Source organism: Paenibacillus sp. FSL R5-0470 (assembly GCF_037975205.1).
Taxonomy (GTDB): Bacteria; Bacillota; Bacilli; order Paenibacillales; family Paenibacillaceae; genus Paenibacillus_AQ.
The window spans coordinates 2944160-2967024 of the sequence record NZ_CP150238.1 but is presented as its reverse complement, the minus strand read 5'-3'; the positions used below and the strand labels follow the sequence as shown (position 1 = coordinate 2967024).

Annotated in this window: 24 protein-coding genes and 1 pseudogene; 5 read left to right on the top strand and 20 right to left on the bottom strand. The window is 45.8% G+C overall.

The window, feature by feature from the left end; genetic code table 11:
* Nucleotides 1–151: 151 nt before the first annotated feature.
* Nucleotides 152–1390, top strand: coding sequence for a nucleotidyltransferase (locus MKY99_RS12900; protein ID WP_339270895.1), 1239 nt, complete (start codon nucleotides 152–154; stop codon nucleotides 1388–1390).
* Here the strand turns inward: MKY99_RS12900 and MKY99_RS12895 are convergent.
* On the bottom strand, nucleotides 1380–2417 hold the full coding sequence (locus tag MKY99_RS12895) for a SepM family pheromone-processing serine protease (protein ID WP_339270893.1): 1038 nt from the start codon (nucleotides 2415–2417) through the stop codon (nucleotides 1380–1382). The two genes, MKY99_RS12900 and MKY99_RS12895, sit on opposite strands and share 11 nt — an antisense overlap.
* Before the next feature lie 152 nt (nucleotides 2418–2569).
* Between MKY99_RS12895 and MKY99_RS12890 the strand changes: the two genes are divergently transcribed.
* The gene (locus MKY99_RS12890; RefSeq protein WP_339270891.1) at nucleotides 2570–3796 is read left to right on the top strand and encodes a nucleoside recognition domain-containing protein; all 1227 of its coding nucleotides are present in this window, start codon (nucleotides 2570–2572) and stop codon (nucleotides 3794–3796) included.
* Here the strand turns inward: MKY99_RS12890 and coaD are convergent.
* The 8 genes from coaD to MKY99_RS12850 form a co-directional block, all read right to left on the bottom strand.
* A complete protein-coding gene (gene coaD, locus MKY99_RS12885; RefSeq protein WP_076282781.1) occupies nucleotides 3768–4286 on the bottom strand; it encodes a pantetheine-phosphate adenylyltransferase in 519 nt (172 codons plus the stop codon). The two genes, MKY99_RS12890 and coaD, sit on opposite strands and share 29 nt — an antisense overlap.
* Entirely contained in the window at nucleotides 4270–4878 is a 609-nt protein-coding gene (gene rsmD, locus MKY99_RS12880; RefSeq protein ID WP_060624086.1) for a 16S rRNA (guanine(966)-N(2))-methyltransferase RsmD, read from the bottom strand. The genes coaD and rsmD overlap by 17 nt, the downstream gene beginning before the upstream one ends.
* A 646-nt stretch (nucleotides 4879–5524) precedes the next feature.
* Nucleotides 5525–5980 (bottom strand): DUF6773 family protein, encoded by a 456-nt coding sequence (locus tag MKY99_RS12875; protein WP_339270889.1) that lies wholly within the window; start codon nucleotides 5978–5980, stop codon nucleotides 5525–5527.
* Nucleotides 5981–6357: 377 nt separating this feature from the next.
* Nucleotides 6358–6462, bottom strand: coding sequence for a sporulation protein YjcZ (locus MKY99_RS12870; protein ID WP_081389784.1), 105 nt, complete (start codon nucleotides 6460–6462; stop codon nucleotides 6358–6360).
* A 119-nt stretch (nucleotides 6463–6581) separates the two neighbouring features.
* Nucleotides 6582–7004, bottom strand: coding sequence for a hypothetical protein (locus MKY99_RS12865; RefSeq protein WP_042187685.1), 423 nt, complete (start codon nucleotides 7002–7004; stop codon nucleotides 6582–6584).
* Between the two features lie 111 nt (nucleotides 7005–7115).
* Nucleotides 7116–7400: a holin gene (locus tag MKY99_RS12860; protein WP_339247685.1), complete on the bottom strand. Its 285-nt coding sequence runs from the start codon at nucleotides 7398–7400 to the stop codon at nucleotides 7116–7118.
* Nucleotides 7401–7420: 20 nt separating this feature from the next.
* A complete protein-coding gene (locus MKY99_RS12855; protein ID WP_339270886.1) occupies nucleotides 7421–8230 on the bottom strand; it encodes a glycoside hydrolase family 73 protein in 810 nt (269 codons plus the stop codon).
* A 579-nt stretch (nucleotides 8231–8809) separates the two neighbouring features.
* Nucleotides 8810–9418: a pentapeptide repeat-containing protein gene (locus tag MKY99_RS12850; RefSeq protein ID WP_076298872.1), complete on the bottom strand. Its 609-nt coding sequence runs from the start codon at nucleotides 9416–9418 to the stop codon at nucleotides 8810–8812.
* 123 nt (nucleotides 9419–9541) lie between these two features.
* On the opposite strand from MKY99_RS12850, the gene MKY99_RS12845 reads away from it, so the two are divergent.
* The gene (locus tag MKY99_RS12845; RefSeq protein ID WP_042187677.1) at nucleotides 9542–9922 is read left to right on the top strand and encodes a PilZ domain-containing protein; all 381 of its coding nucleotides are present in this window, start codon (nucleotides 9542–9544) and stop codon (nucleotides 9920–9922) included.
* A 113-nt stretch (nucleotides 9923–10035) separates the two neighbouring features.
* Here the strand turns inward: MKY99_RS12845 and MKY99_RS12840 are convergent, their stop codons facing one another.
* From MKY99_RS12840 to MKY99_RS12820, 5 genes are read right to left on the bottom strand one after another with little or no spacing between them, the layout of a single operon-like run.
* Nucleotides 10036–10764: a hypothetical protein gene (locus tag MKY99_RS12840; RefSeq protein ID WP_339270884.1), complete on the bottom strand. Its 729-nt coding sequence runs from the start codon at nucleotides 10762–10764 to the stop codon at nucleotides 10036–10038.
* Nucleotides 10758–11459 (bottom strand): ABC transporter ATP-binding protein, encoded by a 702-nt coding sequence (locus MKY99_RS12835; RefSeq protein WP_339270882.1) that lies wholly within the window; start codon nucleotides 11457–11459, stop codon nucleotides 10758–10760. Before MKY99_RS12835 ends, MKY99_RS12840 begins: the two co-directional genes overlap by 7 nt.
* A gap of 13 nt (nucleotides 11460–11472) precedes the next feature.
* Entirely contained in the window at nucleotides 11473–11847 is a 375-nt protein-coding gene (locus MKY99_RS12830; protein ID WP_042187671.1) for a GntR family transcriptional regulator, read from the bottom strand.
* Between the two features lie 2 nt (nucleotides 11848–11849).
* On the bottom strand, nucleotides 11850–12596 hold the full coding sequence (locus tag MKY99_RS12825) for an ABC transporter permease (RefSeq protein ID WP_339270880.1): 747 nt from the start codon (nucleotides 12594–12596) through the stop codon (nucleotides 11850–11852).
* Nucleotides 12589–13545, bottom strand: a complete 957-nt coding sequence (locus MKY99_RS12820; protein WP_339270878.1) for an ABC transporter ATP-binding protein — start codon at nucleotides 13543–13545, stop codon at nucleotides 12589–12591. The genes MKY99_RS12825 and MKY99_RS12820 overlap by 8 nt, the downstream gene beginning before the upstream one ends.
* 199 nt (nucleotides 13546–13744) lie before the next feature.
* On the opposite strand from MKY99_RS12820, the gene MKY99_RS12815 reads away from it, so the two are divergent.
* Nucleotides 13745–14116: a hypothetical protein gene (locus MKY99_RS12815; RefSeq protein ID WP_042187664.1), complete on the top strand. Its 372-nt coding sequence runs from the start codon at nucleotides 13745–13747 to the stop codon at nucleotides 14114–14116.
* 341 nt (nucleotides 14117–14457) lie between these two features.
* Here the strand turns inward: MKY99_RS12815 and MKY99_RS12810 are convergent, their stop codons facing one another.
* The 6 genes and pseudogenes from MKY99_RS12810 to MKY99_RS12785 form a co-directional block, all read right to left on the bottom strand.
* Nucleotides 14458–14946, bottom strand: coding sequence for an RICIN domain-containing protein (locus MKY99_RS12810; protein WP_339271618.1), 489 nt, complete (start codon nucleotides 14944–14946; stop codon nucleotides 14458–14460).
* Nucleotides 14929–16299: pseudogene (locus MKY99_RS12805) on the bottom strand (glycoside hydrolase family 30 beta sandwich domain-containing protein); the annotation flags it as partial. The gene MKY99_RS12810 and the pseudogene MKY99_RS12805, both read right to left, overlap by 18 nt.
* Before the next feature lie 472 nt (nucleotides 16300–16771).
* Complete coding sequence (locus tag MKY99_RS12800; protein WP_339270875.1) at nucleotides 16772–18361, bottom strand: extracellular solute-binding protein; 1590 nt, start codon at nucleotides 18359–18361, stop codon at nucleotides 16772–16774.
* A gap of 91 nt (nucleotides 18362–18452) precedes the next feature.
* Nucleotides 18453–19388, bottom strand: coding sequence for a carbohydrate ABC transporter permease (locus MKY99_RS12795; protein ID WP_339270873.1), 936 nt, complete (start codon nucleotides 19386–19388; stop codon nucleotides 18453–18455).
* Between the two features lie 15 nt (nucleotides 19389–19403).
* Nucleotides 19404–20324 carry an ABC transporter permease subunit gene (locus MKY99_RS12790; RefSeq protein WP_339270871.1) on the bottom strand — a complete coding sequence of 307 codons (921 nt, stop codon included), beginning with the start codon at nucleotides 20322–20324 and terminating at the stop codon, nucleotides 19404–19406.
* A 226-nt stretch (nucleotides 20325–20550) separates the two neighbouring features.
* The gene (locus MKY99_RS12785; protein WP_339270869.1) at nucleotides 20551–22404 is read right to left on the bottom strand and encodes a helix-turn-helix domain-containing protein; all 1854 of its coding nucleotides are present in this window, start codon (nucleotides 22402–22404) and stop codon (nucleotides 20551–20553) included.
* Here MKY99_RS12785 and MKY99_RS12780 point away from each other — a divergent pair.
* Nucleotides 22393–22857, top strand: a complete 465-nt coding sequence (locus MKY99_RS12780) for a hypothetical protein (RefSeq protein WP_339270867.1) — start codon at nucleotides 22393–22395, stop codon at nucleotides 22855–22857. The two genes, MKY99_RS12785 and MKY99_RS12780, sit on opposite strands and share 12 nt — an antisense overlap.
* The last annotated feature ends 8 nt before the right edge of the window (nucleotides 22858–22865 follow it).

Genomic DNA, 22865 nt, shown 5'->3' with positions numbered 1-22865 from the left:
CCTTTATATTGTTTCAGGAATTGGAGAGAATTATGATATAACTATTAGTGTAAATCAAAATGACAGCATATGCGAACTGAGTTTCTAAATATTAATCCTACTAATCTCTACTTATATTTTAAATAATGGTTACATACGGAGGGAAGCAGCAGTGACAACAGTTGGAATAATAGCAGAATACAATCCATTACATAACGGACATGTCCATCACTTCACCGAAGCCAAAAGACTATCTGGCGCTGAGCGCGCCATTGTCGTAATGAGCGGTCCCTTCACTCAGCGCGGCGAGCCGGCGGCGGTAAGCAAGCAAGCCCGGACAGAGATGGCGCTACGAATGGGCGCCGACCTCGTCATTGAGCTGCCGGTGGCCTATGCTGTACAGCCGGCAGAATGGTTCGCCTTCGGAGCAGTTGCACTGCTGGAAGCGACCGGGGTCGTGGACAGCTTGTGCTTCGGCTCCGAAGCCGGCACTTTGGGTTCGCTGCTTCCTCTGGCCAGGTATCTGGCAGAGGAAAGCAGCGAACTTCAGAGCGAGATCCGCCGCCGCATGGCGCTCGGAGCGAGCTTCCCCGCCGCGTACAGCGCAGCGGCGGCGGTGGCCTTTGAAGGGACTCTCCATGAAGAGGAGAGTCCCGGCGATGCTGGCGAGTTGCTGCGCCAGCCGAATAACAGCCTTGGCTTGCATTATCTCATCGCCTTGCAGCGGCTAAATAGCAAGATCGAGCCGCTAACCGTTCCGCGAACGGCAGCCGGATTCCATGATCCTTTGCAAGTTGACTCATCGATCGCAAGCGCCACTGCTATTCGCAAGCTGCTGCAAGAAGGCGGCTCTCCAGCAGCATACATGCCGGAATATAGCGTGTCCATATTAGAAAGAGAGCATGCAGCAGGTAGAGGTCCTCTGGAATTGGAGCATTTCCGAGGTCCCCTCCGTCACCTGCTCTCTACACGTACCGCTGCCGAGCTACGAACCATCCAAGACATGAATGAAGGCTTGGAGAATAGAATCCTTCGCCTTATGCCCGATCTTGAGCAATTCTCTATCTCGGGTTTGCTTCAAGCCCTTAAGAGCAAGCGTTATACGCATACACGACTGCAACGTCTACTACTACACATTTTGCTAAATCATACAAAGGAAGAAATGACCCCTTCTGTACTAGCGGAGGGGCCCGGATATATTCGAATCCTTGGTTTTAGAGAAAGTGGACGAGTTCTCCTTAAAGAGATGAAACAAAAAGCAACCTTACCCATCATCATGCGGCCGTCACTGTGCTCCCATCCACAACTTGAACGAGACCTTCAAGCCGCGTCTGCTTTCGCAGGAGCTTTTCGAGAACCGCACAGAACCGATCTGTATCGCGATTATTTGGAACCTCCGGTCATGGTTTGACCGGTAGTTCCTCCATATACTTCAGTGCTTCATCCAGTGTCGATACGGGTACCAACTTCATAGATGTGCCGATTTTATCAGCTTTCGTTTTGGCTTCGTCGTAATTCTTAACAGGAACGAAAAAAATCTCCGCCCCTTCTCGATCTGCAGCAACAATCTTATGCTTCACTCCACCGATAGCACCTACCACACCCTCAGCGTCGATCGTGCCCGTTCCTGCAACCCTATGACCTTTGGTTAAATCACCAGGCGTAAGTCGGTTGTAAATCTCCATAGTGAACATCAGACCTGCAGAAGGACCGCCAACATTCGTATCCACAAAGCTGACCGCTTTGCCTTGTTCTTTAGGTTTTACCTTTTGAACTGCGGCTATAGTGACTCCAAAACCAGGTCGAACTGCAGTAACATCTTTATCTTTGATCTCGACAAGTGTCACCTGTTCCATTACTTTCTTACCGTTTCTTTGTAAAACAACAGCGACCTGATCACCGATTTTTTTTGTTGAAAGTAAAGCAGAAAGTGCTTCTGGATCGGGTACCTTCTGGCCTTCTACACTTATGATTCTGTCACCCAGCTGGAATTGTCCTTTATTACTGGCAACCGGAACTGAAAAAACATACAAATAATCCACAACATCCTCATACGGGATTCCTGCAGCATGATAGGCCGCCTGAACGGAGTAAGATTGCGAGCTGTTCATATAAAAAACCTGCTCCGCAGCATACTCATCTTCAGACTTATCTCCTAACCGTGTTTCTTTCCGCACAACCTCTGAATTGGAGTTAAAAGCAGAGGCGACCAGCAACGCCACATTAGCGTAACTAGCAGATACTGTAGTCATCATGAAGGTTCCTTCTTCAGCTGGATCGGCATTTTCCACTTTTATCATAGGGGCAACTTCAGAGGCACTACCCGGTTGATATACAATGTACGGGGTGTTCATAAATACAAATACATACACGATAACTACAAACGTAAAGAGGTAAGCTGTGGCACGGAATCCCGGCCGATGCTTCAACTGCTTCACTACTCTTCCCTTCTTTCCCACGGCACATTTAGGATATGAATGTTTGAACTTCATTACCGCTTCGACTAGTGGTTTGGCATGATGGTTGTCTACTCTGCATAAATTGATAACACATCCGCTATGCCTTAAGTTATGAAGAGGTGATTCTAGAAATGAACAATATTAAAATACGCCGGCTAGCTAGTCGCTCCACACCTTTTTTATCTGGGGTGATCGCAATCCTGTTAGCCATTGCCATCATCATCTCACCAGAAAGCTCTTTCGAGGCTTCTCTCCAAGGGTTAAAGCTCTGGTGGACACTCGTATTCCCTGCACTTCTCCCCTTCTTGATGCTGTCTGAGATGCTAACCGCTTCGGGCTTCGTGCATGGTTTCGGAGTGCTCCTGGAACCATTGATGAAAAAGGTCTTTCGACTGCCTGGCGCGAGTGGTTGGACTTTGGCGCTTGGAATCACCGCTGGATTCCCCGGCGGGGCCGGAGGTGTAATGCAGCTTCATAAGCAGGGCAGCATTTCGGACAAGGAAGCCGCTCGTCTTGCTTCACTTACGCATTTCGCCAGTCCAGTAACCCTGCTCATTGTGATTGGTGTAGCTTTCCTACATAGTCCTACAGCAGGTTACTTTCTACTTGCTATCCACTGGGTTTCAGGACTTTTGGCCAGTTATACAGACGCTCTTTTAAATGGCCGGCTAGACAATCCGCAGCCTTCTGTAAAAGAACGCACGAATACCAAACGACCTTCTTTATATAGTCGTGTCCAACTTGCAGCCACTGAAGCCAGATCAAGAGATGGCCGAAGCTTCGGTAGACTTCTTGGGGAGTCAGTAGCTACAGCGGTACAAAATTTGATGGTTGTGGGCGGTTACATGATTATGTTCGCCGTGGTCATCAATATCATTACTACGGTACTTCCTGTATTGCCAGCCGCTCTGCCAGCGAGCTTGCTCGAGATTCATTTAGGAGCCGACGCTATAATCAAAGGGCTCTCGAGCATCGGAGCCGGAGCATCAGGTGTACTAGGCTTGGCCTTACTCTCTGCTGCACTAGGCTGGAGCGGGCTCTGTGCGCAACTACAGGTACTGACGTTGCTTAAACAAGCAAATGTCCGATTCCTCCCCTATGCTGTCGTTCGCCTGATGCACGGCGTTTATGCTTTTTTATTAACACTGCTACTATGGAAACCACTTTTAGTAATAAGTGAAGCCGCTTTGCCTGCACTCGCTGATTCACAATCCATACCAAACAGAACCATTAATGTAACTGCCATATGGAGCTCTTTTCCACAGTTGCTTAGTTTGCAATCGCTTCTGCTAATCATCCTACTGGCATTATCCGCAACGATCTATCTCGTTAGCGCTTTTCGCCATCGGCTCGATTAAATTTAAGCTTCATCGCCTGTTCCACCTCAGGCGTCACGAAGTCAGACACATTCCCACCAAAATGGGCAATTTCTTTTACAACGCTGGAGCTTAAATAGGAATATTTCGGATTAGTCATCATAAAGATCGTTTCCGCATCCGGATCCAGACTATGGTTGATGGATGCATTTTGCAGTTCATATTCAAAGTCAGTTACGGTACGAATGCCACGTACAATGACTTGAGCATCTTTTTGACGAACATAATTGACTAATAGATCCCTAAAGCTGTCGATTTCCACATTGGGAATATCAGCTGTTGCCTGTCTTAAAAGCTCTGTCCGCTCTTCTACAGTAAACAGCGGGTTCTTACTCAAATTATTAAGCACCGTTACGATTAAACGGTCGAATTGCTTGGATGCGCGCCGAATAATATCCATATGTCCCATAGTCACGGGATCAAAGGTGCCTGGATAGATGGCAACACGTTCTTTTCTAATTTGCTGACTCATTCTCTACCTCCTCACCAGTCTCGCTTTCCACAGAAGGATTAGCTTCATACTGATAAATAGAAATTGTCGTTTCTCCGTATACGGCCTGACGCAGCCTATAAAATCCTGGGATATCCTCAGGATAGGCATAACTTGATTCATGCTCCAGAACAATGATTGCGTCCTCTTGCAGCATTCCTTTTTCTACCATAGATAGCATCAGCTCATCTCCGTGCTTCAATCGGTAGGGAGGATCTAGAAAGACTAAATCAAAAACACGTCCCCGCTTCTCCAATGCACTGAGGGCTCTTCCTGCTTCATTTCGGTACACTTGCGCACTCGCTTCAAGATTAGTCGCTTTCAAATTGGCACGAATGGTGTCAATACTCTTGGGATCCATATCTACAAATACGGCGCTTTCCATCCCTCTGCTTAAAGCTTCGATACCCAAACCACCTGTACCTGCGAACAAGTCCAGTACCGCTCCACCTTCAAAATATGGACCGATCATACTGAATACAGCTTCCTTCACCTTATCGGTTGTAGGTCTTGTTCCACTTCCCGGCACACTTTTTAGTGGTCTTCCTTTTGCACTTCCCGATACCACTCTCACCGTCAATCACCCGCTCTATGTCTCTGTTTGTTATACCCAAAAGGGCATAAGTCCACGCCTATCGTAACACATTTGCGCGATGAAATAAAAAATTTGTCTAGATATGAAAAATGGAAAGATCAAGACTATTCCGATAAATAAGTCTTCCTTATGTATAAGACTGGGCTTCCAGGGACATCATGTAATTATCGACACCACAAATGTCGTAGACAACCGCGGAGCAGGCTTACGTTTCCCCATAAGCTCTTCGTCCGGTTTCTCCTCTCCCATGAAAGGGGCCCTAGAGATAGGGCCCCGAATTTATGTTTAAAGACATTAAAAGTTATTATTATATATGGAATAATCAATACAAAATTACTAGTTTCGGACAATGAGAAAGAAGGACGCACACAGTTGCTTGCGAATGCTGCCGCCTTAGGAATACCCCAAATTTCTGCAATTGCCTCTTGGCTCAAAGATCACGGTCATAGGGAAATATAGGCTCTCGTGCTTATCCTTTCGGAGATCTGCGACGTGCCTTATTTTCAGCAGCGTATTCAACTCCCTCTGATAAAATTAAAGCTCATTCATATTGAATTGGATATGGAAAACGACCTACGGTTATATGAGTGTGGCAAGATAGATGAGGATGAAAAGTCCGCGCATTTCATTCAACTGTATCATCACTACCTAATTCATCATCGATTTGCTGTTGTCTTTTTTTGTTTATATTCCGTAACACTAGGTGTGTAAGAAAATAAACAATTATAAAAGATACAAAGATTAAAATAATGCTCCATACATTTCTTTCTCCCGACAAAACTATAAGCAACGAAACACAAATTCCGCCTGAAATAATGCTGTTTATGAGCAGCTTTTTATTTGTGTTTCTTCGGGAATCCCAAATATCAACACCAACAGACAAGTGCCGTATCGTTATATATATTCCACTACCAATTAAACAGAAAAACTCGACTGCAAATTGCTCAAACGGAGCATTCATTATGAATTGTTGAATCAGTACTGAAATCAGCAAACAATATACTAATATTTGATAAGCATCACTTTGAATCTTTCTTCTTTGAGATACAACTCGTTCATCATTCATTTTACTTTTTTTCATTATTATCCCTCCCTATAACCAGAATTATAATATATTTATTACATAATGCAATTTATATATTGCATTTAAATGTGAATAAAAAGCAAACTCACACAATAAATTCGCTAAGGAGTATATACTTCACAAAAGGACCACCTTTCGGCAGCCCTTTGTTAGACAGTCAGGGTCGGGGTTACATGATAGAAATAAAAGCTTCCCACCGTTACGACATTAATTAATAGTACAATAATGGAAGAAATCCCGATCAGCATTTTTTATGTACTTCAATACGAGAGTAGAATCCTAACGACTTTTGCTTTGCATGGCATAAATCGAAATAGTACCATAAAGAAAGTCTGCTTCCAGCACGAATGCCAGAAGCAGACTTTTTTATATCTTTAGAATATGCATGCGCTCGTAATAATAACTAACAAGATGAACAACACTAAGATTGCGCCTGTGGAAGTAAAAGCACCACCAACATGACCAAATTCTGCACCCATGAGAAGACCTCCTCCGTATTTTAGAATACATCACAGGATATGTATTAACCCCCCAAGAAGATTGGGCGAACGGTTAAAAATAAAACCCCGCCAACTGCGCGAGGTTAGTGTAAAAATGTTTAATCAGAAACTAAAATACCGTCAAAGCTTTCTGGACCCACACGAACTGTGCCGAGTAGATTAGATGAAACAAATGCTGTATAAGTGAGTTGAGGTGTGATTGCAGGTAAGAAATCGTCTGCTGAAAAGGTTATGACTTGCGGAGCCAAAATACTTAGACCAAAAGTTGAAGTAGCAGAATATATAAGCGGATCGGTCGGCAAGGTTCCCCTTACAATCGTAATTGTGATACCCACTAAAGCTAAAGGAAGCGTTACAGAGATCGTTCCTTTAAGCAGCACACGCGGATTTGTAGTCACTCCTGCAGTCAACAACCCAATCTGTCCAAACAGCTGTGGAGTATTTAGAACGGTTATAGGAATGGCTATAGAGTTGGCGAGGCTGGCATTTTGTGACGTTCTTGCATCAAGATAAGTTCCCATTGTTGCACCCCCTTTATAATTGACATAAGATAATATATTAGGGTTCTCGATAGATTGCATAGTCACAATACCTGTATAAAACGATTGTTTTATATAACTGATAGGCCGAGTCTATTTATCATCTGTTTTGGTTCCATCCCTTTTGTTAAAAGCAAGCTCAAATAACCCCGTCGCCGAAAGTCCTGCTAGCCCTCCAGCCCATAGCCGCAGGATCAGATTCATATCAGTGAACGGATAGGCCACTGCTCCAACCAGCAAGCCAATAGCTAATCCAACAACCGGTACAATATTCCGCGGAAGTCGCACGCTATTCTTCACAAGTTGTACAAGTGCCATTACGAAAACAGCCAGCACAGAAGCAAAGGCAAGCACACTGTTGAGAGCATCATTATACATGGTGTTTAATCCTCCTTATTTCATTTTCCACTACCAGAAGCAAGTAAGCCTGCACGGTTCAGCACTGTTATTATGCGATAGAAGTCATAACTGCCACCTGACGGTGTATCTAGCAGCCCTGCAGCACTCGCTGCCTTTACTGCCGCTTCAGCCCATGGGGGTACATTCATCACTGCTCGGTCTTCAATTAAAGTCACACGATCTGAAAGCTTAGTAATCGACTGACCTTGTTCCTGCATACCTGTTTTTAGCGTATCCTTGCTATCCGTAAGGCTCACAATAAGAGCACGCAATTCTTTTATTTCCGTTTCCAGACTAGCCAGCCTTTGTTTATCCTCTGCCGACATTTCGTCATCACCTTCCATGGCTTCATCATCATATTTATACAGATTGTAGGTATTCATGATTTGGATTAGCTTTGCTGCATAGTTTGGGTCGGTAGCATAACCAGCAGCAGCAATCTCTTGTGCGGCTACCTTGCCACTAACACCAAGCACTTTGCTGTAAAGATTACGATTCCACGAAACACCATTCACAATCAACGCGGAATGATCCGCAACAGATTCTCCCCAGTTGTTATAGGCCCGAAAAAGAGCTTCTACTTTAACAGCTTTACCATTAACATATTCAGTAGTTTGCACAGTAATACTACCGGCTGGTCCGCTACCTTTAATCCCAAACAAATTGTTGGCCTTAACAGTCAATCCGCTGCTGCCAAAGCCCGATTCCAGCGCCGCTTGAGCTATCGTTAGCGATGCCGGAATCTTGCTGATCTGCATGTCCTTTACAGCAAAATTTGCGATCTTCGCAATAAACTCGGTCTCCGTCATTTCATCACTTCCTCTCCTTTTATTAAATGCTGACCATAATGAAATGCTTGTGCATATCCCTACTAATAGAGCGTCATTGCTAGATTCCATTCAAAATAAACGTCAAAACACGCGCCCAAAGAGCGCGTGTTAGTATTTGATAATTCGAATGTGACATAAGTAGCTGAAAAGAATTAAATGGAGCATGCAACTAACATAGGGCTATTGGTCCTGCTCACATGAGCAATTTACTTCTCGTAGATTCATAATATGTAATTATAAGTAAAATTGTCTTGAAGTTTCATTAAAACTAGCGTAACATATAGTATTAATTGACTATATAGGAGGGTCTAATAGACTATGCCTTCATATTACTTTAGAGAACTATGGACACCCTTACGCTGGGTAGGCATTAAATTTTTCCGTGATGACGAAGGTTTTCTTTGGATTAAATGGTGGGCCAAACCCAGAAAAAGACTGCGTTAACCGTTAAGCAAGCAAATATACATAAGAAGTTTCATACAATGTGCATATGTATTTCTTGATAACAATCTAAAGGGGCATCAACCGCTACAACATTAGCAGCTGATACCCCTATTCCTAGTTCCCTACCTTAGCCCCAAAAGAGCGTGCTAACAGTACAGCCTGATCTATATCCATACGAACACCTTGCAGATCCAAACTTTTCAAATCAATTCCTTCAACAATAGCATCCCGTAGGTCAGCCCCCTTAAGCTTGCATTGAGACAGCTGTACACGGCTCAGATCAGCCCCTCGAAGATCACTTTTTTGCAAATTACAACCCATTAGATCGGCCTCAGTAAATCGAATCCCGCGCAGATCCTGTCTGCTAAGATTGGTATGTCTCAGGTTCGTGTAGGACCAGTCCCCGCCGATAAGTGTGATCCCGTCCAAATAAGCATTTGAGAAATCAGAGCCTACCATTTTACAATCTTCAAATTTAGATACGAACAGATTCGCACCCGTGAACTTACAGTTAGTAAAAGCCGAGCCTTTATGGTGTGATGCATTGAGCATGGCTCCAGTAAAATCGCAATCTATAAATCGGCAGCCGATGGAAGTCATCTCTTCCATAGAGCTTCCCTTGAAGGAACACTGCTCAAATGTACAGTTATTTAGTTCCCCGTCCTGTAGACTTCCTTGGTCAAAATTGTGTTTTTGGAACGTTTCATTAAGGTATTGGTACATGTTAAGTCTCATCACCTTCATTAGGATTAAATAAATTTATTCTTATTAAAAATAGCACTTTAGTAGATTGTTCTCAACAATCTCTTTCGATATAATTGCAAATAAACGATATGGAGGGAAATTATGGATGTGTCCAGCAGGAAAGAACCATTTCGCTATGTAATGAACCAGCCGCTTGAATGCTGGATTGAAGTTCCAATAAGTAGTAGCGGTCCGGGTGCCGGAAAGCTAACAGAAGCTGTGTTGCTCGATCTTAGCCGATCTGGCTGCAAAGTGCGCACCCCCCTGAATCTTCGATTCACGGCGGGCGATACAAAGCTAGTGATTCATCTTCAATTAAACGAAGAAAAGCTTCAACTCGTGGGCAGCGTCCGTTGGGGCTGGATGTTCGGACTCGGCCAATACCAATATGGAGTTAAACTTAAATTGAACGAGGACGAAGAAGAACAGCTACATAGAGAACTCGATATATGGACAGCCTCTCTAAATGTAGAGGGCCTGTAGAATTCTACATAACAGATGCCCTTCTCATGGAAAGGCGTCTTTTTTTTACATAAAAACGAAGACAAAGCTAATCGCTCTGCCTCCGTTCTAAAAAACGTTATTTCACCGTGTACCTAGGACTCCACTCTTTTCTTAACGAGTTTAACAATAGCAAATACTAGAATCACAATAATCACAGCTTCGAACAGGGTAGGAAGTAAACCAAGAACATACTGAGAGGTCTCAATATTATTTAATTTAGTAGCCTCATCCGTCACTTCAAATCGAAAAGCTCTTTCCAAAGTGATATTTTTATGATCGAACATCGATGTTTCTATTAAAGAAATTAAATACTGTATTACAAAAAAAACAGCTATCCCAATCCATACTCTTCCTTTCACTCTCACACTCATTGCAACGGTCATGGAGAACATCACGAGTAACATAGAGTAGGCGGAAGCCCAAAAGACTATTAGCACTGTATAGGCGGAAATCAGCCAAAATTTTTCCGGTAAAAACGAAGTTGAAAACATCATAATATCAACTGCTAAATGAATATAAGCAACTAGAAATAAACAGAGTAACGAACCTAAGAACAGCATTATCGGTGAGAGAACGGTGTACAGGACTGGTACTGGCACAAGCCTACGATTGAATAATCTCAGGTTCTGACCGAAGGTGCGCAGACTAAAAAAGAGAAGCACTACACCTGCTACGGCATAGGAAGTGACGTTCATCATGAACATCTCTTGATCTGAACGAACAGTAAATCCTATCACAAACTGCACAAGAATGGTGATAACAAAAACAGCAAGAAACTTATCTCTATCTCGTCTAAAATCATACTTCACTAGCTTTAGCATTCTGCGTACACCTCTCTGAACAGTTCGTCTATGCTTTTACCTTGGCGCATCCGGATATCTTCTACCGCCGTATGCATCACAATTTCTCCCTCTTTTATAAAAATCACATCATCAAAGATCCGCTCGATATCCGATACTAAATGAGTAGAAAGGAGAATGGTGCTGTCCTCTTCATAAAACTCTACTAACGCGTTAAGAATTTTAGTTCTAGCTACTGGATCAACACCACCGATTGGCTCATCCAGTAAATACAGGCTAGCTCGGCGTGATAAAGCAAGTGTAAGCTGTAGACGTTCATTCATCCCTTTGGACAAATCCTTCACCTTATCTTGAGCTCTTAGCTTCATAAACTCCAACATTCGAGAAGCCTTAGTCTGATCAAAATCCGGATAGAAATCACTTTGGAACTTTAGAGCATCCTTAACATTCATCCAGGATTCCGTAAGCGGCTTATCGGGCATAAATGACACTACTGCTTTACTATCTATGCCTACAGCCCCTCCAATAATGGATACACGACCGGAAGTAGGCTGTGTCAGCCCGGCGATGATTTTCATAAGTGTACTTTTACCGCTGCCGTTACTGCCCAGCAGTCCCGTGATTTTACCCGCACTCAGATTAAAGGATACTCCGCGGAGAGCGTGCTTGGATCTATATTTTTTTGTAACGTCATGAATCTCAAGTATATTTTCCAACTTGCTTATCCCCCTATTCTCCATCCTTGTTTCGGATACTCTCTGCTACTGCCGCTAAAATATCTTCACCTTGAAAACCAAGGTCCTGCATGCCACGAATGAAACGATCTAGTACATCCTTTGCCATTTCTTTTTTGATGGTCAAAATAGTTCCTTCATTACTAGTGACGTATCTTCCCATTCCACGCCGGGTCTCCACGATTTCTTCACGCTCCAGTTCCTGAAAGGTTCTTTGTACTGTATTCGGATTAATCTGCAGTTCATTGGCAAGCTCTCGTACCGAGAGAATTTTATCTCCTGGTTTTAACTTACCTGTGACGATTTCTCCTTTGATGTAATTCATGATCTGAATATAAATCGGCAGGTTGTTATCGAATTCGATTGTCATGATTAAGCAACATCCCTTCGTCTAAAGACGGAGAAGCCTATGAGTAGAAAGACAGCTGTGTATAAAACTAGCATTACTATGGAAAAGGTCAGCGTCATTCCAGGCATAGGTGCTCCTCCACCTTCATAAGCAGCTAAATTTAGGTTGGGGAATAATACATATTTATAAAATTCACGAAAAATAACCAATTTGTCTATCATCAGCATAAACATTGTAGCACCAATTGTAACACCCGTAGATGTTGTCAAAATACCGATCATAAAAGCAAGTGTTGTATATACAACTGTACTAACTGAGTTATACATTAAACTGGTTAACATCTCACGAATACCAGCCTCACCACCACTCAAGCCAAACCATAAAGCTCCTGATGCAAAAACCGCCAACATGCCGACAACTGCCACTGAGAACGCGTAAATCAACACAACAGCATATTTGGACGCAATTATTGCTGTACGACTTCTCGCACGGATTAGAAGGAATTTGATGGTGCCCTGACTATATTCTTTTGAGACAATACCCGCTGTTCCGATGATTGCGAGAATGGTAATCACTTGCCCAATCCCTTGTGAAAGCAGCATCATTGCTGAAAAGTCATAAGCTGATCCAAACATATCAGGTGAGACAGAATGAACAATATAACCTAATAGCAGGGATAATAGAATTAATATCAGGTAAGGTACAAAAAACGTACGTTTCTTCGAGAGCTTGAGCCATTCATTAACAACCAAATTATTAAAGCTACGCAATTCGGTTCCCTCCTGTCCATTTCAAGAAATCTTCCTCTAAGCTTTGTTTATTCTCTGCAATCCGGTAAATACCTACCCCTTTATTACTAAAAGTCGACACTAGTTCCGGCACTTTACTGTCATGCAGATTTATCGTCACCTCAGAACGAGCACTATCCATAGACAATAACTCTGCGTATTCTAGCCCTTCCAAGATGTTAATTGCTGATTCTACTGAGCCTACACGAATGGTTAGTTTCACATCTGAAGCTGTCTCCTGCTCCCCACCAATCGCTGTAACGGTCACTAATTTGCCGTTCTGAATCACGATGGCCCGGTGACAAATTTGTTCAATTTCAGTTAGTAAGTGACTGGATATTAGAATAGAAATCCCTTCAACCTCAGCAATCCTACGCATATAATCACGCATTTCTCGTATTCCTGCTGGGTCAAGGCCGTTCGTAGGTTCATCTAGAATCAATAACTTTGGTCGGTTCAGTAATGCCTGAGCAATCCCAAGACGTTGACGCATACCCAGCGAATAGGCCTTCACTTTCTTATTCATCGCTTCCTGAAGTCCTACCAATTCAACAACCTCATCAATTCTGCCAGCCTCAATATTATCTGTCATTCTCTGATATTGCTTTAAATTATCAAGCCCTGTCATATACGGATAGAACTCTGGATTTTCAATAATCGCTCCAATATGTCCAATAGCTTTATTAAAATCACTCTTAATACTGTGACCTTGAACGATCACATCGCCTTCACTCATCCGTATAAGACCCGTCATCATCCGGATCGTTGTTGTCTTCCCTGCACCATTGGGTCCCAATAGCCCAACAATTTCTCCCTTACGGATATCAAATGTCAGCTTATCCACAATGGATTTCCCTTTAATGATCTTGCTTACCCCATTCATTTGCAGCACGATTGAATCCTGCATGCGTTCATCACTTCCCTGCTTCATGGTAATCCTCCCTGCCATCTTTTGTATTATTGATGAGTTTGTTTTAATGTGTCGGTGTTATAGTTGAATAGTACACTAATATATTGTTGATGTAAAGCCCGAAATTATGGATTACGCAAAATAAGGGCTTTCTATTAGACTATCTGCCAAACCAAAAATTGAAATGAACATAGATTAGATTACAAAGGAGGAATGACAAATGAAAAAAGAGGTTCATGTATCCCAGACTAACCCACGTTTGACTGTATTCAATGAAGAAAATTTTAGGGGTAGCAGTAGAATCTTTACCGGCAACCTTGGCATTCGTAATACGGACAACATCCTCGATGGTATTGAGAGTCTTCGTTTCTTCTCTACCAGCAGCAACGCAACACTGGTACTGTTCACAAGAACTAGGTTTAGAGGGAACTTCCGCGTACTCCGTGGAAACCGCAGCATCCGTGATTTGGACGATTTCATTTCCGGTAATGATGTGGAATCGATTATTTCAACTAATCAAAGATTAACTCTCGAACAGATTCGCAATATCCGCAGCAGCGGCACTTTGCCTGCGGGATATCGCCTGATCTAACATTTCCATTCAACAAGAAAGGAGTAATCTGGAGCAAGAGCCCAGGTTACTCCTTTTAATAGATTAATCCCCTAAAGGGTAATATACATAAATGCCACAATTGAGGTAGAGTTATTATAAGATCAGAATGTAAAAGTCTACAGTAAGATGCCAGAGAAATCATTCTCATGTAACTGATGCTACAAACATAGGGATAGAAAAAGGCCAAGCCATCCTTCGCAAAGCAGCCGGAAATCCTGATGAGCTCAAGTCTGCGGATGGCAGTCTTAAACTGAATATCCAGTCTTCTTACACACCAAAAAGCCCGCGCTTGTCGGGCTTTATGACATTCAAATCAAACCTTACGGTGCTACAAAGAAGAATAACTGATTGTCCGCTCCGGTATAAGACCACTGCTGGATTTTGGTACCGTTCATGGTTGAAGTGCCTGGAATATCCAGTACTTTGCCGCTATTCTTATTCACAATCTTATAATAGCCCCCACCTGCAGCTTCAAGCTTCCACTGCTGATTATTTCCTCCCGTACCGGTAAGCGCCCACTGCTGAACGCCCGCACCGTCCGTGGTGGAGCCGTTTATCACATCCAGGGCTTTGCCGCTGGCTGCGTTAACGATGTTGACATACCCACTTCCTGCATCGCGGATCGTCCATCGCTGGTTATTTCCGCCTGTATACTCCCATTGCTGGACAAGCGCTCCATCCGCCGTAGAAACGTCAGTCACATCCAGAGCCATTTCACTTGCTTTGCTCAAGATCTTATAGGTGCCGCCGGTCACCGGTGCCGAGGTGGACGACCATTTGAACGTGATCGCGCCTCCGGCAGGAACCATGTACGTGAATGACTGCGAATTCCACTGAATCTTGACGGTCTTAGCGCTGGAGAGCCGGTTGGACAGCACAAGAGCAATGGTGCCGTCCGGATTTTTATAGGCTACGTCCTCCATGCTGTCCTGAAACGTGTTCGAATCAATGCGGGATGCATTCAGGTCGACAAATTTGCTGCTGTGCCCCAGACCGTAAAACTGCGGGTTGTAGGTCACTGAGTCCATAGTGTCAGAGCGGATGGTCAGCAAGCCGCGGTTGGCAGCATCAATTCCGGCGAGCGCGGGGCCGCCATTTTGATCCAGCGCAACATTCCACAAGATATAGGACTTCGCCCAGTTTCTGGGAAATCGAATCGTATGCATCATCAGATCCTGGAACATTCCCATGTTCGTGCCTCCGCCAATCCACGTTCCGCTGCCGCCTTCCGTGAACCAGATCCGTTTGGCCGGATACTCGTTATGCAGCGTAGTCAGATTGGAATGGCTGAGGGCCGAATAATAATGAAAAGCACTGCCCTGCGTATAGGCAGATGCGCTGGATCCCAGCACCGACGAGGCATAGCTGATATCGTCATAGTTGTGGTCATAGGCCATAATTTGAGTGTTAAGTCCGTTCTGTGCCAGCTTCGGACCCAGCACATTGATCAGATTGATTTGTTCACTGGCAGACATTTACAATCCGGGATAGTGTGGGGCAAATTTCGGTTCATTCTGCAGGGAGAGGGCATAGACTGGTGTTCCAAGTGCGGCATACTGCTGCAGATATTTCACCAGATAATTGGCATAGGCATCATAGCTATCGGTACGCAGTGTGCCGCCCGTGTCGCCGTAGAGGCTTTTTTGCGTCTTCATCCAGGCTGGCGGACTCCACGGGGCGGCGAACAGCTTAATCCGGCCCGGATTAACGTTGTAGGCCTGATTAAGCATAGGGCGGATATAGGCATCTTCCCGCCAGAGCGAGAAAGCGCTCAGGTTCATATCATCACTGTTCCCGCTTGTATCATCATAGGTCCACATCTCCCAGTTGAAGTCACTCGCGCCGATCGGCTGGCGGAGGGCGCTAATGTTGATGCCGCTGGCGCTGAACAGCTGATTCATGACCTCAGTTCTTTTGGCTGTAGACAGTTTGTTTTGCAGCAGCCAGCTGGATGAATCTGTGAGTGAAGCTCCAAAACCGTCCATCGTCTGATAGGTGCTTCCTTCATTGACAGTAATCGTATAGTCTGCAACTGCGCTGGACGCAGAGAACTTGACATCCGATTGTCTTGCCAACCAAGTATTTGTGTTGGGGTTGGACAGCCATACCTGTACGGTTTCCCCTGCAGCATGCGCCTGTTGCGGTGCGGACACCGCCCCCATGGGCACGCTAATGGCCAGAACAGTTGCCAGAGTCAGCATTTTTTTGATTGCCATAACAGTTCACTCTCCCTGAATAATATGAACTTCTCAAAATGCCCTTATAGTGTTAATAGCAAATGTGACGACAACGTGGGATTAGTCCAGTGCAGCCACCCAGCAATAGGTCCCGGCTATCCCCGCTGGCAGAGACGTGAATTGCCAGCCTTCGTAGAGCAGTCGGAAGTCCTGATCACGGTGGTCAGTACAGTTGACCACTACCGCCATGTACCCGCCATCCGGCTTGCGGAAGACGATAGGGGTCACGCTCTCCATACCTCCGCTGCTGGCGATTTTTACCGCGCCTCGCCGGACTTCGACTCGGTCCAGAGCAGATCCCGTAATCTGCCGCTTTGCCACATTCCCCTTTCTTTTCTGAATAGGAACTGGAACAGCAGCGAAATTGCCTCCGCCGCTATCCTCATAATTTCAAGTTCTATTTAATTCCTTTTTCGTCAAAAAACTGATTCGATTGTTCCTTCACATAAGTCAGGAGTTTTTCGATACCGGCACTTTTCAGCTTGTCGCGGTAGGTCTTGAGTGCAGCGTCCACATCAGGTATCAGCCCGAGCATCAGCGGCTTGCCATATTGCTCAAACACTTGGTTGACCGCTGCAAGCTCGGTTTTAACCGGATCATAATCCATATAAATCGGTCCGAAAATATCCGGTTTGCTGATCGGCTTGAATTCCTCCTTCAGCTTATCGAGGCCATCCCAGCCTCCTTCTTCTTTCAGCATGTTGGGCTCATAGCGCCAGCCCCAGCTTGCGATATCGAAACGCGGCGTCACATTGAGATCGACACCCGGTGCCGGAATGACAATCGTTTTGGCGTCCTTGCCCTTGGCCCAGTGCTTGCCTTCGACCCCATAGGTCATCAGATCAAAGTAAACAGGATCGTTGCGAAGCTTATCGAGCACCATCAGCGTGCGCTCCGGATTCTCCGAGCTCTTCGGAACAGCCATCGCGTTCGAGCTTGGCAGTGTCGGAAGTACATAATTGTGGAACCGAGTGAATGGGAAGTAGCTGATTTCCATATTCAGTTTTTTGGACTTCACCTCATTAATAAAGCCTCCGGCGCTGGACGGGTTGCGCCAGTAGATCGCTCCTTGTCCGGTCTTGATGAAATCGCCGGCTTCTTGCTTCGAGGACAGCGAGTTTTTGTTCCAGTAGCCCTTGTCTGCCCACTCCTTCATCTTCTTGACCCAAGCTTCGTACTTGTCAGTAAACGGTACGATTTGAATGTCCCGCGGAGTATCGTAAGAAGTGGCCGCGATCACCTCACTTCCGCCAATCATCTGGAAATCATTCCAGTATTGGGATAGGAATTTCACGTTATCATAGACCAAGCCATTGATCGGGGTAACATGCTTCTTCGTCTTCACGGCATCCATGTAAGCCTCAATCGAATTCAGGTCGGTGAACTCCGGCAGGCCCAATTCCTTGCGCCAGTCCTCCCGGTAGACGTAGCCGGCTGGAGTGTATTCCGGAACCGTATTCGGCACCGCGTAAATACCGCCGCCGACCGTGACGGAGCCCCAGTCATCCTTCGGCACATTGCCCCAGGTTTCCGGTGCATATTCAGGGAGCAGATTCGTCAGATCCAGGAACGCACCCTGCTTGGACAGCTTGTAGAAATCTGCCCAGCTGGATGCGAAGATCATGTCGATCTTCTCACCGGAGGTTAGCAGCAGATTATATTTAGTCTGCCAGTCGTTCCAGGTGGTAAACTTGAGATCGACCGTAGTGTTCAGGTCTTTCTCCAGCATTTTGTTCCATTCGGCTAACACCTTGTCCATATCCTTATGCGTATCGCCGACCAGATACCAAGTCAGCTTTACCTTTTTGAGCGGTTCCTTCGACGATGTGGCCTCACTTGCCGCTGGACTGGCATTACCTCCGGACGTAGCCGGATTGTTCTTTTCCGACGCACCGTTATTCGATCCGCCGCAGCCTGCCAGCAACGATGCCAACATGGAGAGCGAGACGAGCAGTGTCCATCTTTTTTTGATTTTTCCCAACTTCATTCCTCCTCAATTAATGTGCTAAATGCTTCGACTGTCTGACCTTGCCCTTTATTACTTATAAAAAAATACTATGTTAGCCGGCAAGCCGGTTCTAACCTTTGACCGCTCCAACAGTAAGCCCTTTCACGAAGTAGCGTTGGACGAAAGGATACAGTAGGATAATTGGCCCTGTCGCCACCACAGCAACGGCCATTTTGAGTGTTTCCGTCGGAGGCACGACATTAGCGGCCAGGTAGGCCCCGTTGTTCGTTTGCAGCACCGCTGCGCTGGACAGGATTTTATAGAGCAGGAATTGCAGCGGATATTTACTATCCGATGTAATGAACATATTGGCATTGAACCAGTCGTTCCAGTAGCCGAGTGCGAGAAACAGCCCGATTGTGGCGAGTCCAGGCGTCGACAGCGGCAGAATCAGCCTCTGGTAGATCTTGAAATCACCGGCGCCATCAATTTTGGCGGACTCTACAATGGATTCAGGGATCGACTTCATGAAGCTGCGCATCAGGATAATGTTCCAGGCACTCAGCAGAGGAGGCAGAATCAGCGCCCAATAGCTATCTTTGAGTCCCAAATTTTTGGTCATGAGAATATACCAGGGAATTAGGCCGCCGCTGAACAAAGTCGTGAAGTAAATAAAGAACGAAATGCCGTTGCGCATGGCGAAATCCTTGCGGGAGAGGACATATCCGGCCATCGAGGTCAGGAAAATGCCCAGCAGCGAGCCGGCGATCGTCACACCGATAGTTACACCGTAAGCCCGGTAAATTTGCTCCGGCGTACTGAATACGGACTTATAAGCCTCGAACGAGACCGTGTTCGGGAATAATTGAAAGCCTTTTGAGATAATCTCCAGCTCATCTGTAAAAGAACCGGCAACGATCAGCCAGAAGGGGATGAGACAGATCAGGGAAACGAATGTCAACAGTGTGTAGCCGATGATATTAAAAACGATGGTTTCCTTATCCTGCTTGATCCGGCTGCCCTTGAAGGCATCGGCTTTGGCCAGTTGATTGACTTGAGTACTCAAGCGTATACCTCCTTTCTAAAACAAGGAGTAGTCCTTGTTCGTCTTACGGATGATGAAATTGACGATCATGATCAAGGCGAAGCCGAAAAAGGATTGATACAGGCCGGCTGCCGTACCCATCCCGATGTCAAAATTGACCGTCAGGGAACGAAACACATACGTGTCGATAATGTCTGTGGCATCATACAGCATACCGTTGCTGCCGATAATCTGATAGAACAGATCGAATTGCCCCTTCATAATGGTCCCTAGGCTGAACAGAATCAGCAGGATGAAGGTAGGTTTCAGTAGCGGCAGGGTGATATTGCGGATTTGCTGAAAAATAGTCGCCCCGTCGATTTTCGCCGCCTCGTAATATTCATCGCTGATCGCCATAATGGCTGCCAAATAAATGACGGTGCCGTAGCCGAGCCCTTTCCAGATATTAAAGAACACAATAATGAACTTCCAAGGCGCCGTATGTAGGTAAAAATCATAGGGATGAAGTCCAATCTGCTTAAGTACGCTGTTGACTACCCCGAGGTCAGAGAACAGGTTGTAGACGAACGCGCCTACCAGCACCCAGGACAGAAAATAGGGAAGAAACATCAGCGATTGGGCCGTCTTCTTAAACAGCTTGCCGGATAGCTGAGCAAGGAATACGGCACAAATAATCTGCATGATATTGCCCAGTAAAATGAACGCCAGATTATACAGTACGGTATTCTTGGTCAGATTCCACAGTACTCCTGTCTTAAACAGGAAATTGAAATTCTCCATCCCGACAAACTGGCTTCCAAACAGCCCCCCGTCAAAATCAAACTTCGTAAAGGCGTAATACACGCCAATCATCGGGATGTAACTAAACACAATGAAAAAGACAATTGTTGGTGCAATCATCAGCAGTAGCGTCTTGCTCTGACGCAGTTCCCGGATGATCCCGCCCTTTCCGGACATCGAATCAGCCTCCTTCTCCTTCTATTTGGAATATTCCGCCGGTACTTCCGGCTCAAGGTCAATACTAGGAGACAGCCTCTTTCCGGGCAACTTACCATATGCGATATGACTCACTTTTTGCTTAAAAATCAGACTAATTTTTTCCGAACTGACTGCTTATTTGCTACCTCTGTACGTTAAAAAAGGCGATCCTGCGCGATTTTATCGCCATGGGTCGCCTTCTCTTCTAATCTGCTGCAATGCCTGCTTCTTCGCCATTATCATCTGTTCGCCCCCGGCCCGTTCTGCGGTATTCCGCAGGCGTTACACCGTTGTACTTCTTGAACGCTTTGAAAAAGTACGGGCTGTTCGAGAAGCCGGCGCGTTCTGCGATTTCTCCGACGGGAGCATCCGTATGCAGCAGCAGCTCGCGCACTCTGCTCATCCGCATTTCCTGGATATAACCTAGTATCGTATGCAGCGTATGCTGTTTGAACACGCGCCCGATATAGGTGGCGGACATGCCAAGCTCCTCTGCCAGCATGTCCAGAGACAGATTCGGATCGGCATAACGTTCATCGAGAATTTTTTTGATCCGGCACGGTAATTCATCCTGCCGGCTCTTCTTCCGTTCATTCATCTGATTCTCCAACTGATCAAATAGGGACATACAACGTTCAATGAACTGCTCCATCGTCTCAGTCCGGGAGTGCGGCATATACAGCTGCAGATTAATGAACTCCCAGTCCTCGTTTGACAGTGAATGTGACCGGATAATCCGCAGCGCGTTCTGCAGCGCAAAGGTCAGATGTGAAACAGCAAACTGGTAGGAAATATAGGTATAAGCAGCTGTATCTACAATGATCTCGCGGAACAGTTGCCTTACATCAGCTATCCGCCCCAGCATTAGCTCATCAATCATCTGCTTCTCTTTATGCAGTGGATATTCATAACGTTTGGTCTTGTTCTGTTCCACTTCCTCGGCTTCGATATGGCTGCCGGCTCCGCTGAACACCCAGCTGTATGAGGCTTCCACCGCCTGCTGATACAAGGCGTGCACCGCTTCAATACTCGGGCCACTCAGGCTCGAGGAAACAGTGACTGACAGCTTTAAATATTCGCTGACTGCCGTCTGAATCCAGGAAGCAGACTCCTTGCACCGCTCCCGGTCACCTTCAGCATCGCCGGACATCTGAAGAAGCACCGCCGCCTGTTCATCCCCGATATCCGCCGCGGTGGCGGGAATGCCAGCTGCGGCGAACAGCTCTTGGACAATGTTGAGCACTCCGTAGATCAGCAGCTTGCGGTCCTCCGCTTTGTATCGGTTCACGAATAGCAGGTGATCGTCTACCATGATCAGCAGGACACGGACAGGCTGTAAAGGATCCAGCGGAATGTTGTATCGTTCAAATCGGTCGGATGCATGCCGGGCGTTCATCTGTGTATATCCCTTCAACAGGCTGCGGAGATAATCCATGCGCATGGCCTGGACACTCTCCCGCTGCTCTGTCTCCAGCTTACCTAACCGGGAGAGCTTGTGGTTCAGCCCGCTAAAAATCCGACGGGACAGCAGAGAAGACAGCACAAGTCCGGCGAGCAGGATGCCTCCGGCAACGATCATTGTCTTGATCCGCATACTGTCGATATTCTGGCTGATTACTGAATAAGGCACAATGCGTATATACCTCCAGCCTAGATAGTCAGACCTGCTGTAGGTGATCAGAGATTTAACATGATCGACCTCAGCGGCAAAATACCCGGAACCCTCTGGATCTCGCAATATCCGATCTATATACGTCGTGCCCTTAAGGCTACTCAGCATCGGCGTCTTCCAGCTGTTCGTGACAAGTGTGCCGTTTTCGTCGATCAGAAAGGTATTCGTCGGATCATTCGTCAAAGAACCGTCGATATGCTTATGCAGCTGCGTCTCCTTGATGTTGACGACGACCGCATTCTTCCGCGACTTCTTGCTGAGCGTGTCATATAGCAAAAAAGTATACGTATCGCGTTCCCGCTCAGCGATATTTCCGACGAACCCATCGATCCTCAACTTGCGAGGAATCGGCATTAGCGTGTTGTAATCGTTTACATGTTGGAGCATGTTGCGCAGCTCCTGATCGTAAAATTCCGGCTCGCTGAACACAGAAGGTACATTCATATCAGAAGTGACATAGAAGGTGCGTGCCTCGGCATTATAAACATAGATAGACTCGATAAATGGCGAGGTTTCACGGTAATTGGTCAGCTGCCGGATGGAAACGGCGATGTCCAGCGCACTGACGTCGGGAAAATTAAGCAGATTGGCGACATTCTGATCGCTGTAAATCTGCTTGGCGAACGTGGCGGCGGTCACAGCCATCACGGAGGCTTCCTGAGTCGTCTGCGCCAGACTATCCATCGTCTGATCATAGGATTGGCGGAGCGCAATTTTCTCAAAATTCATATAAAGGATGATGGACAGGATGGAAATTGTCAGAAAAATCGTGACTACCATTACGGAAAAAAACTTCCCGAAGTAGCGTTCTGCCTTTCTATGCGGCATTTTCATGCATGATTCCCCCA

Bases quoted from the DNA above. Each gene is read 5' to 3' on its own strand.
- MKY99_RS12890 (WP_339270891.1), top strand. From the start codon at position 2,570: ATGAACAATATTAAAATACGCCGGCTAGCTAGTCGCTCCACACCTTTT.
- coaD (WP_076282781.1), bottom strand. From the start codon at position 4,286: ATGAGTCAGCAAATTAGAAAAGAACGTGTTGCCATCTATCCAGGCACC.
- MKY99_RS12875 (WP_339270889.1), bottom strand. From the start codon at position 5,980: ATGAAAAAAAGTAAAATGAATGATGAACGAGTTGTATCTCAAAGAAGA.
- MKY99_RS12870 (WP_081389784.1), bottom strand. From the start codon at position 6,462: ATGGGTGCAGAATTTGGTCATGTTGGTGGTGCTTTTACTTCCACAGGC.
- MKY99_RS12865 (WP_042187685.1), bottom strand. From the start codon at position 7,004: ATGGGAACTTATCTTGATGCAAGAACGTCACAAAATGCCAGCCTCGCC.
- MKY99_RS12860 (WP_339247685.1), bottom strand. From the start codon at position 7,400: ATGTATAATGATGCTCTCAACAGTGTGCTTGCCTTTGCTTCTGTGCTG.
- MKY99_RS12855 (WP_339270886.1), bottom strand. From the start codon at position 8,230: ATGACGGAGACCGAGTTTATTGCGAAGATCGCAAATTTTGCTGTAAAG.
- MKY99_RS12850 (WP_076298872.1), bottom strand. From the start codon at position 9,418: ATGTACCAATACCTTAATGAAACGTTCCAAAAACACAATTTTGACCAA.
- MKY99_RS12845 (WP_042187677.1), top strand. From the start codon at position 9,542: ATGGATGTGTCCAGCAGGAAAGAACCATTTCGCTATGTAATGAACCAG.
- MKY99_RS12840 (WP_339270884.1), bottom strand. From the start codon at position 10,764: ATGCTAAAGCTAGTGAAGTATGATTTTAGACGAGATAGAGATAAGTTT.
- MKY99_RS12830 (WP_042187671.1), bottom strand. From the start codon at position 11,847: ATGACAATCGAATTCGATAACAACCTGCCGATTTATATTCAGATCATG.
- MKY99_RS12820 (WP_339270878.1), bottom strand. From the start codon at position 13,545: ATGAAGCAGGGAAGTGATGAACGCATGCAGGATTCAATCGTGCTGCAA.
- MKY99_RS12815 (WP_042187664.1), top strand. From the start codon at position 13,745: ATGAAAAAAGAGGTTCATGTATCCCAGACTAACCCACGTTTGACTGTA.
- MKY99_RS12810 (WP_339271618.1), bottom strand. From the start codon at position 14,946: ATGGTTCCTGCCGGAGGCGCGATCACGTTCAAATGGTCGTCCACCTCG.
- MKY99_RS12800 (WP_339270875.1), bottom strand. From the start codon at position 18,361: ATGAAGTTGGGAAAAATCAAAAAAAGATGGACACTGCTCGTCTCGCTC.
- MKY99_RS12790 (WP_339270871.1), bottom strand. From the start codon at position 20,324: ATGTCCGGAAAGGGCGGGATCATCCGGGAACTGCGTCAGAGCAAGACG.
- MKY99_RS12780 (WP_339270867.1), top strand. From the start codon at position 22,393: ATGTTGGAGCATGTTGCGCAGCTCCTGATCGTAAAATTCCGGCTCGCT.
- MKY99_RS12785 (WP_339270869.1), bottom strand. From the start codon at position 22,404: ATGCTCCAACATGTAAACGATTACAACACGCTAATGCCGATTCCTCGC.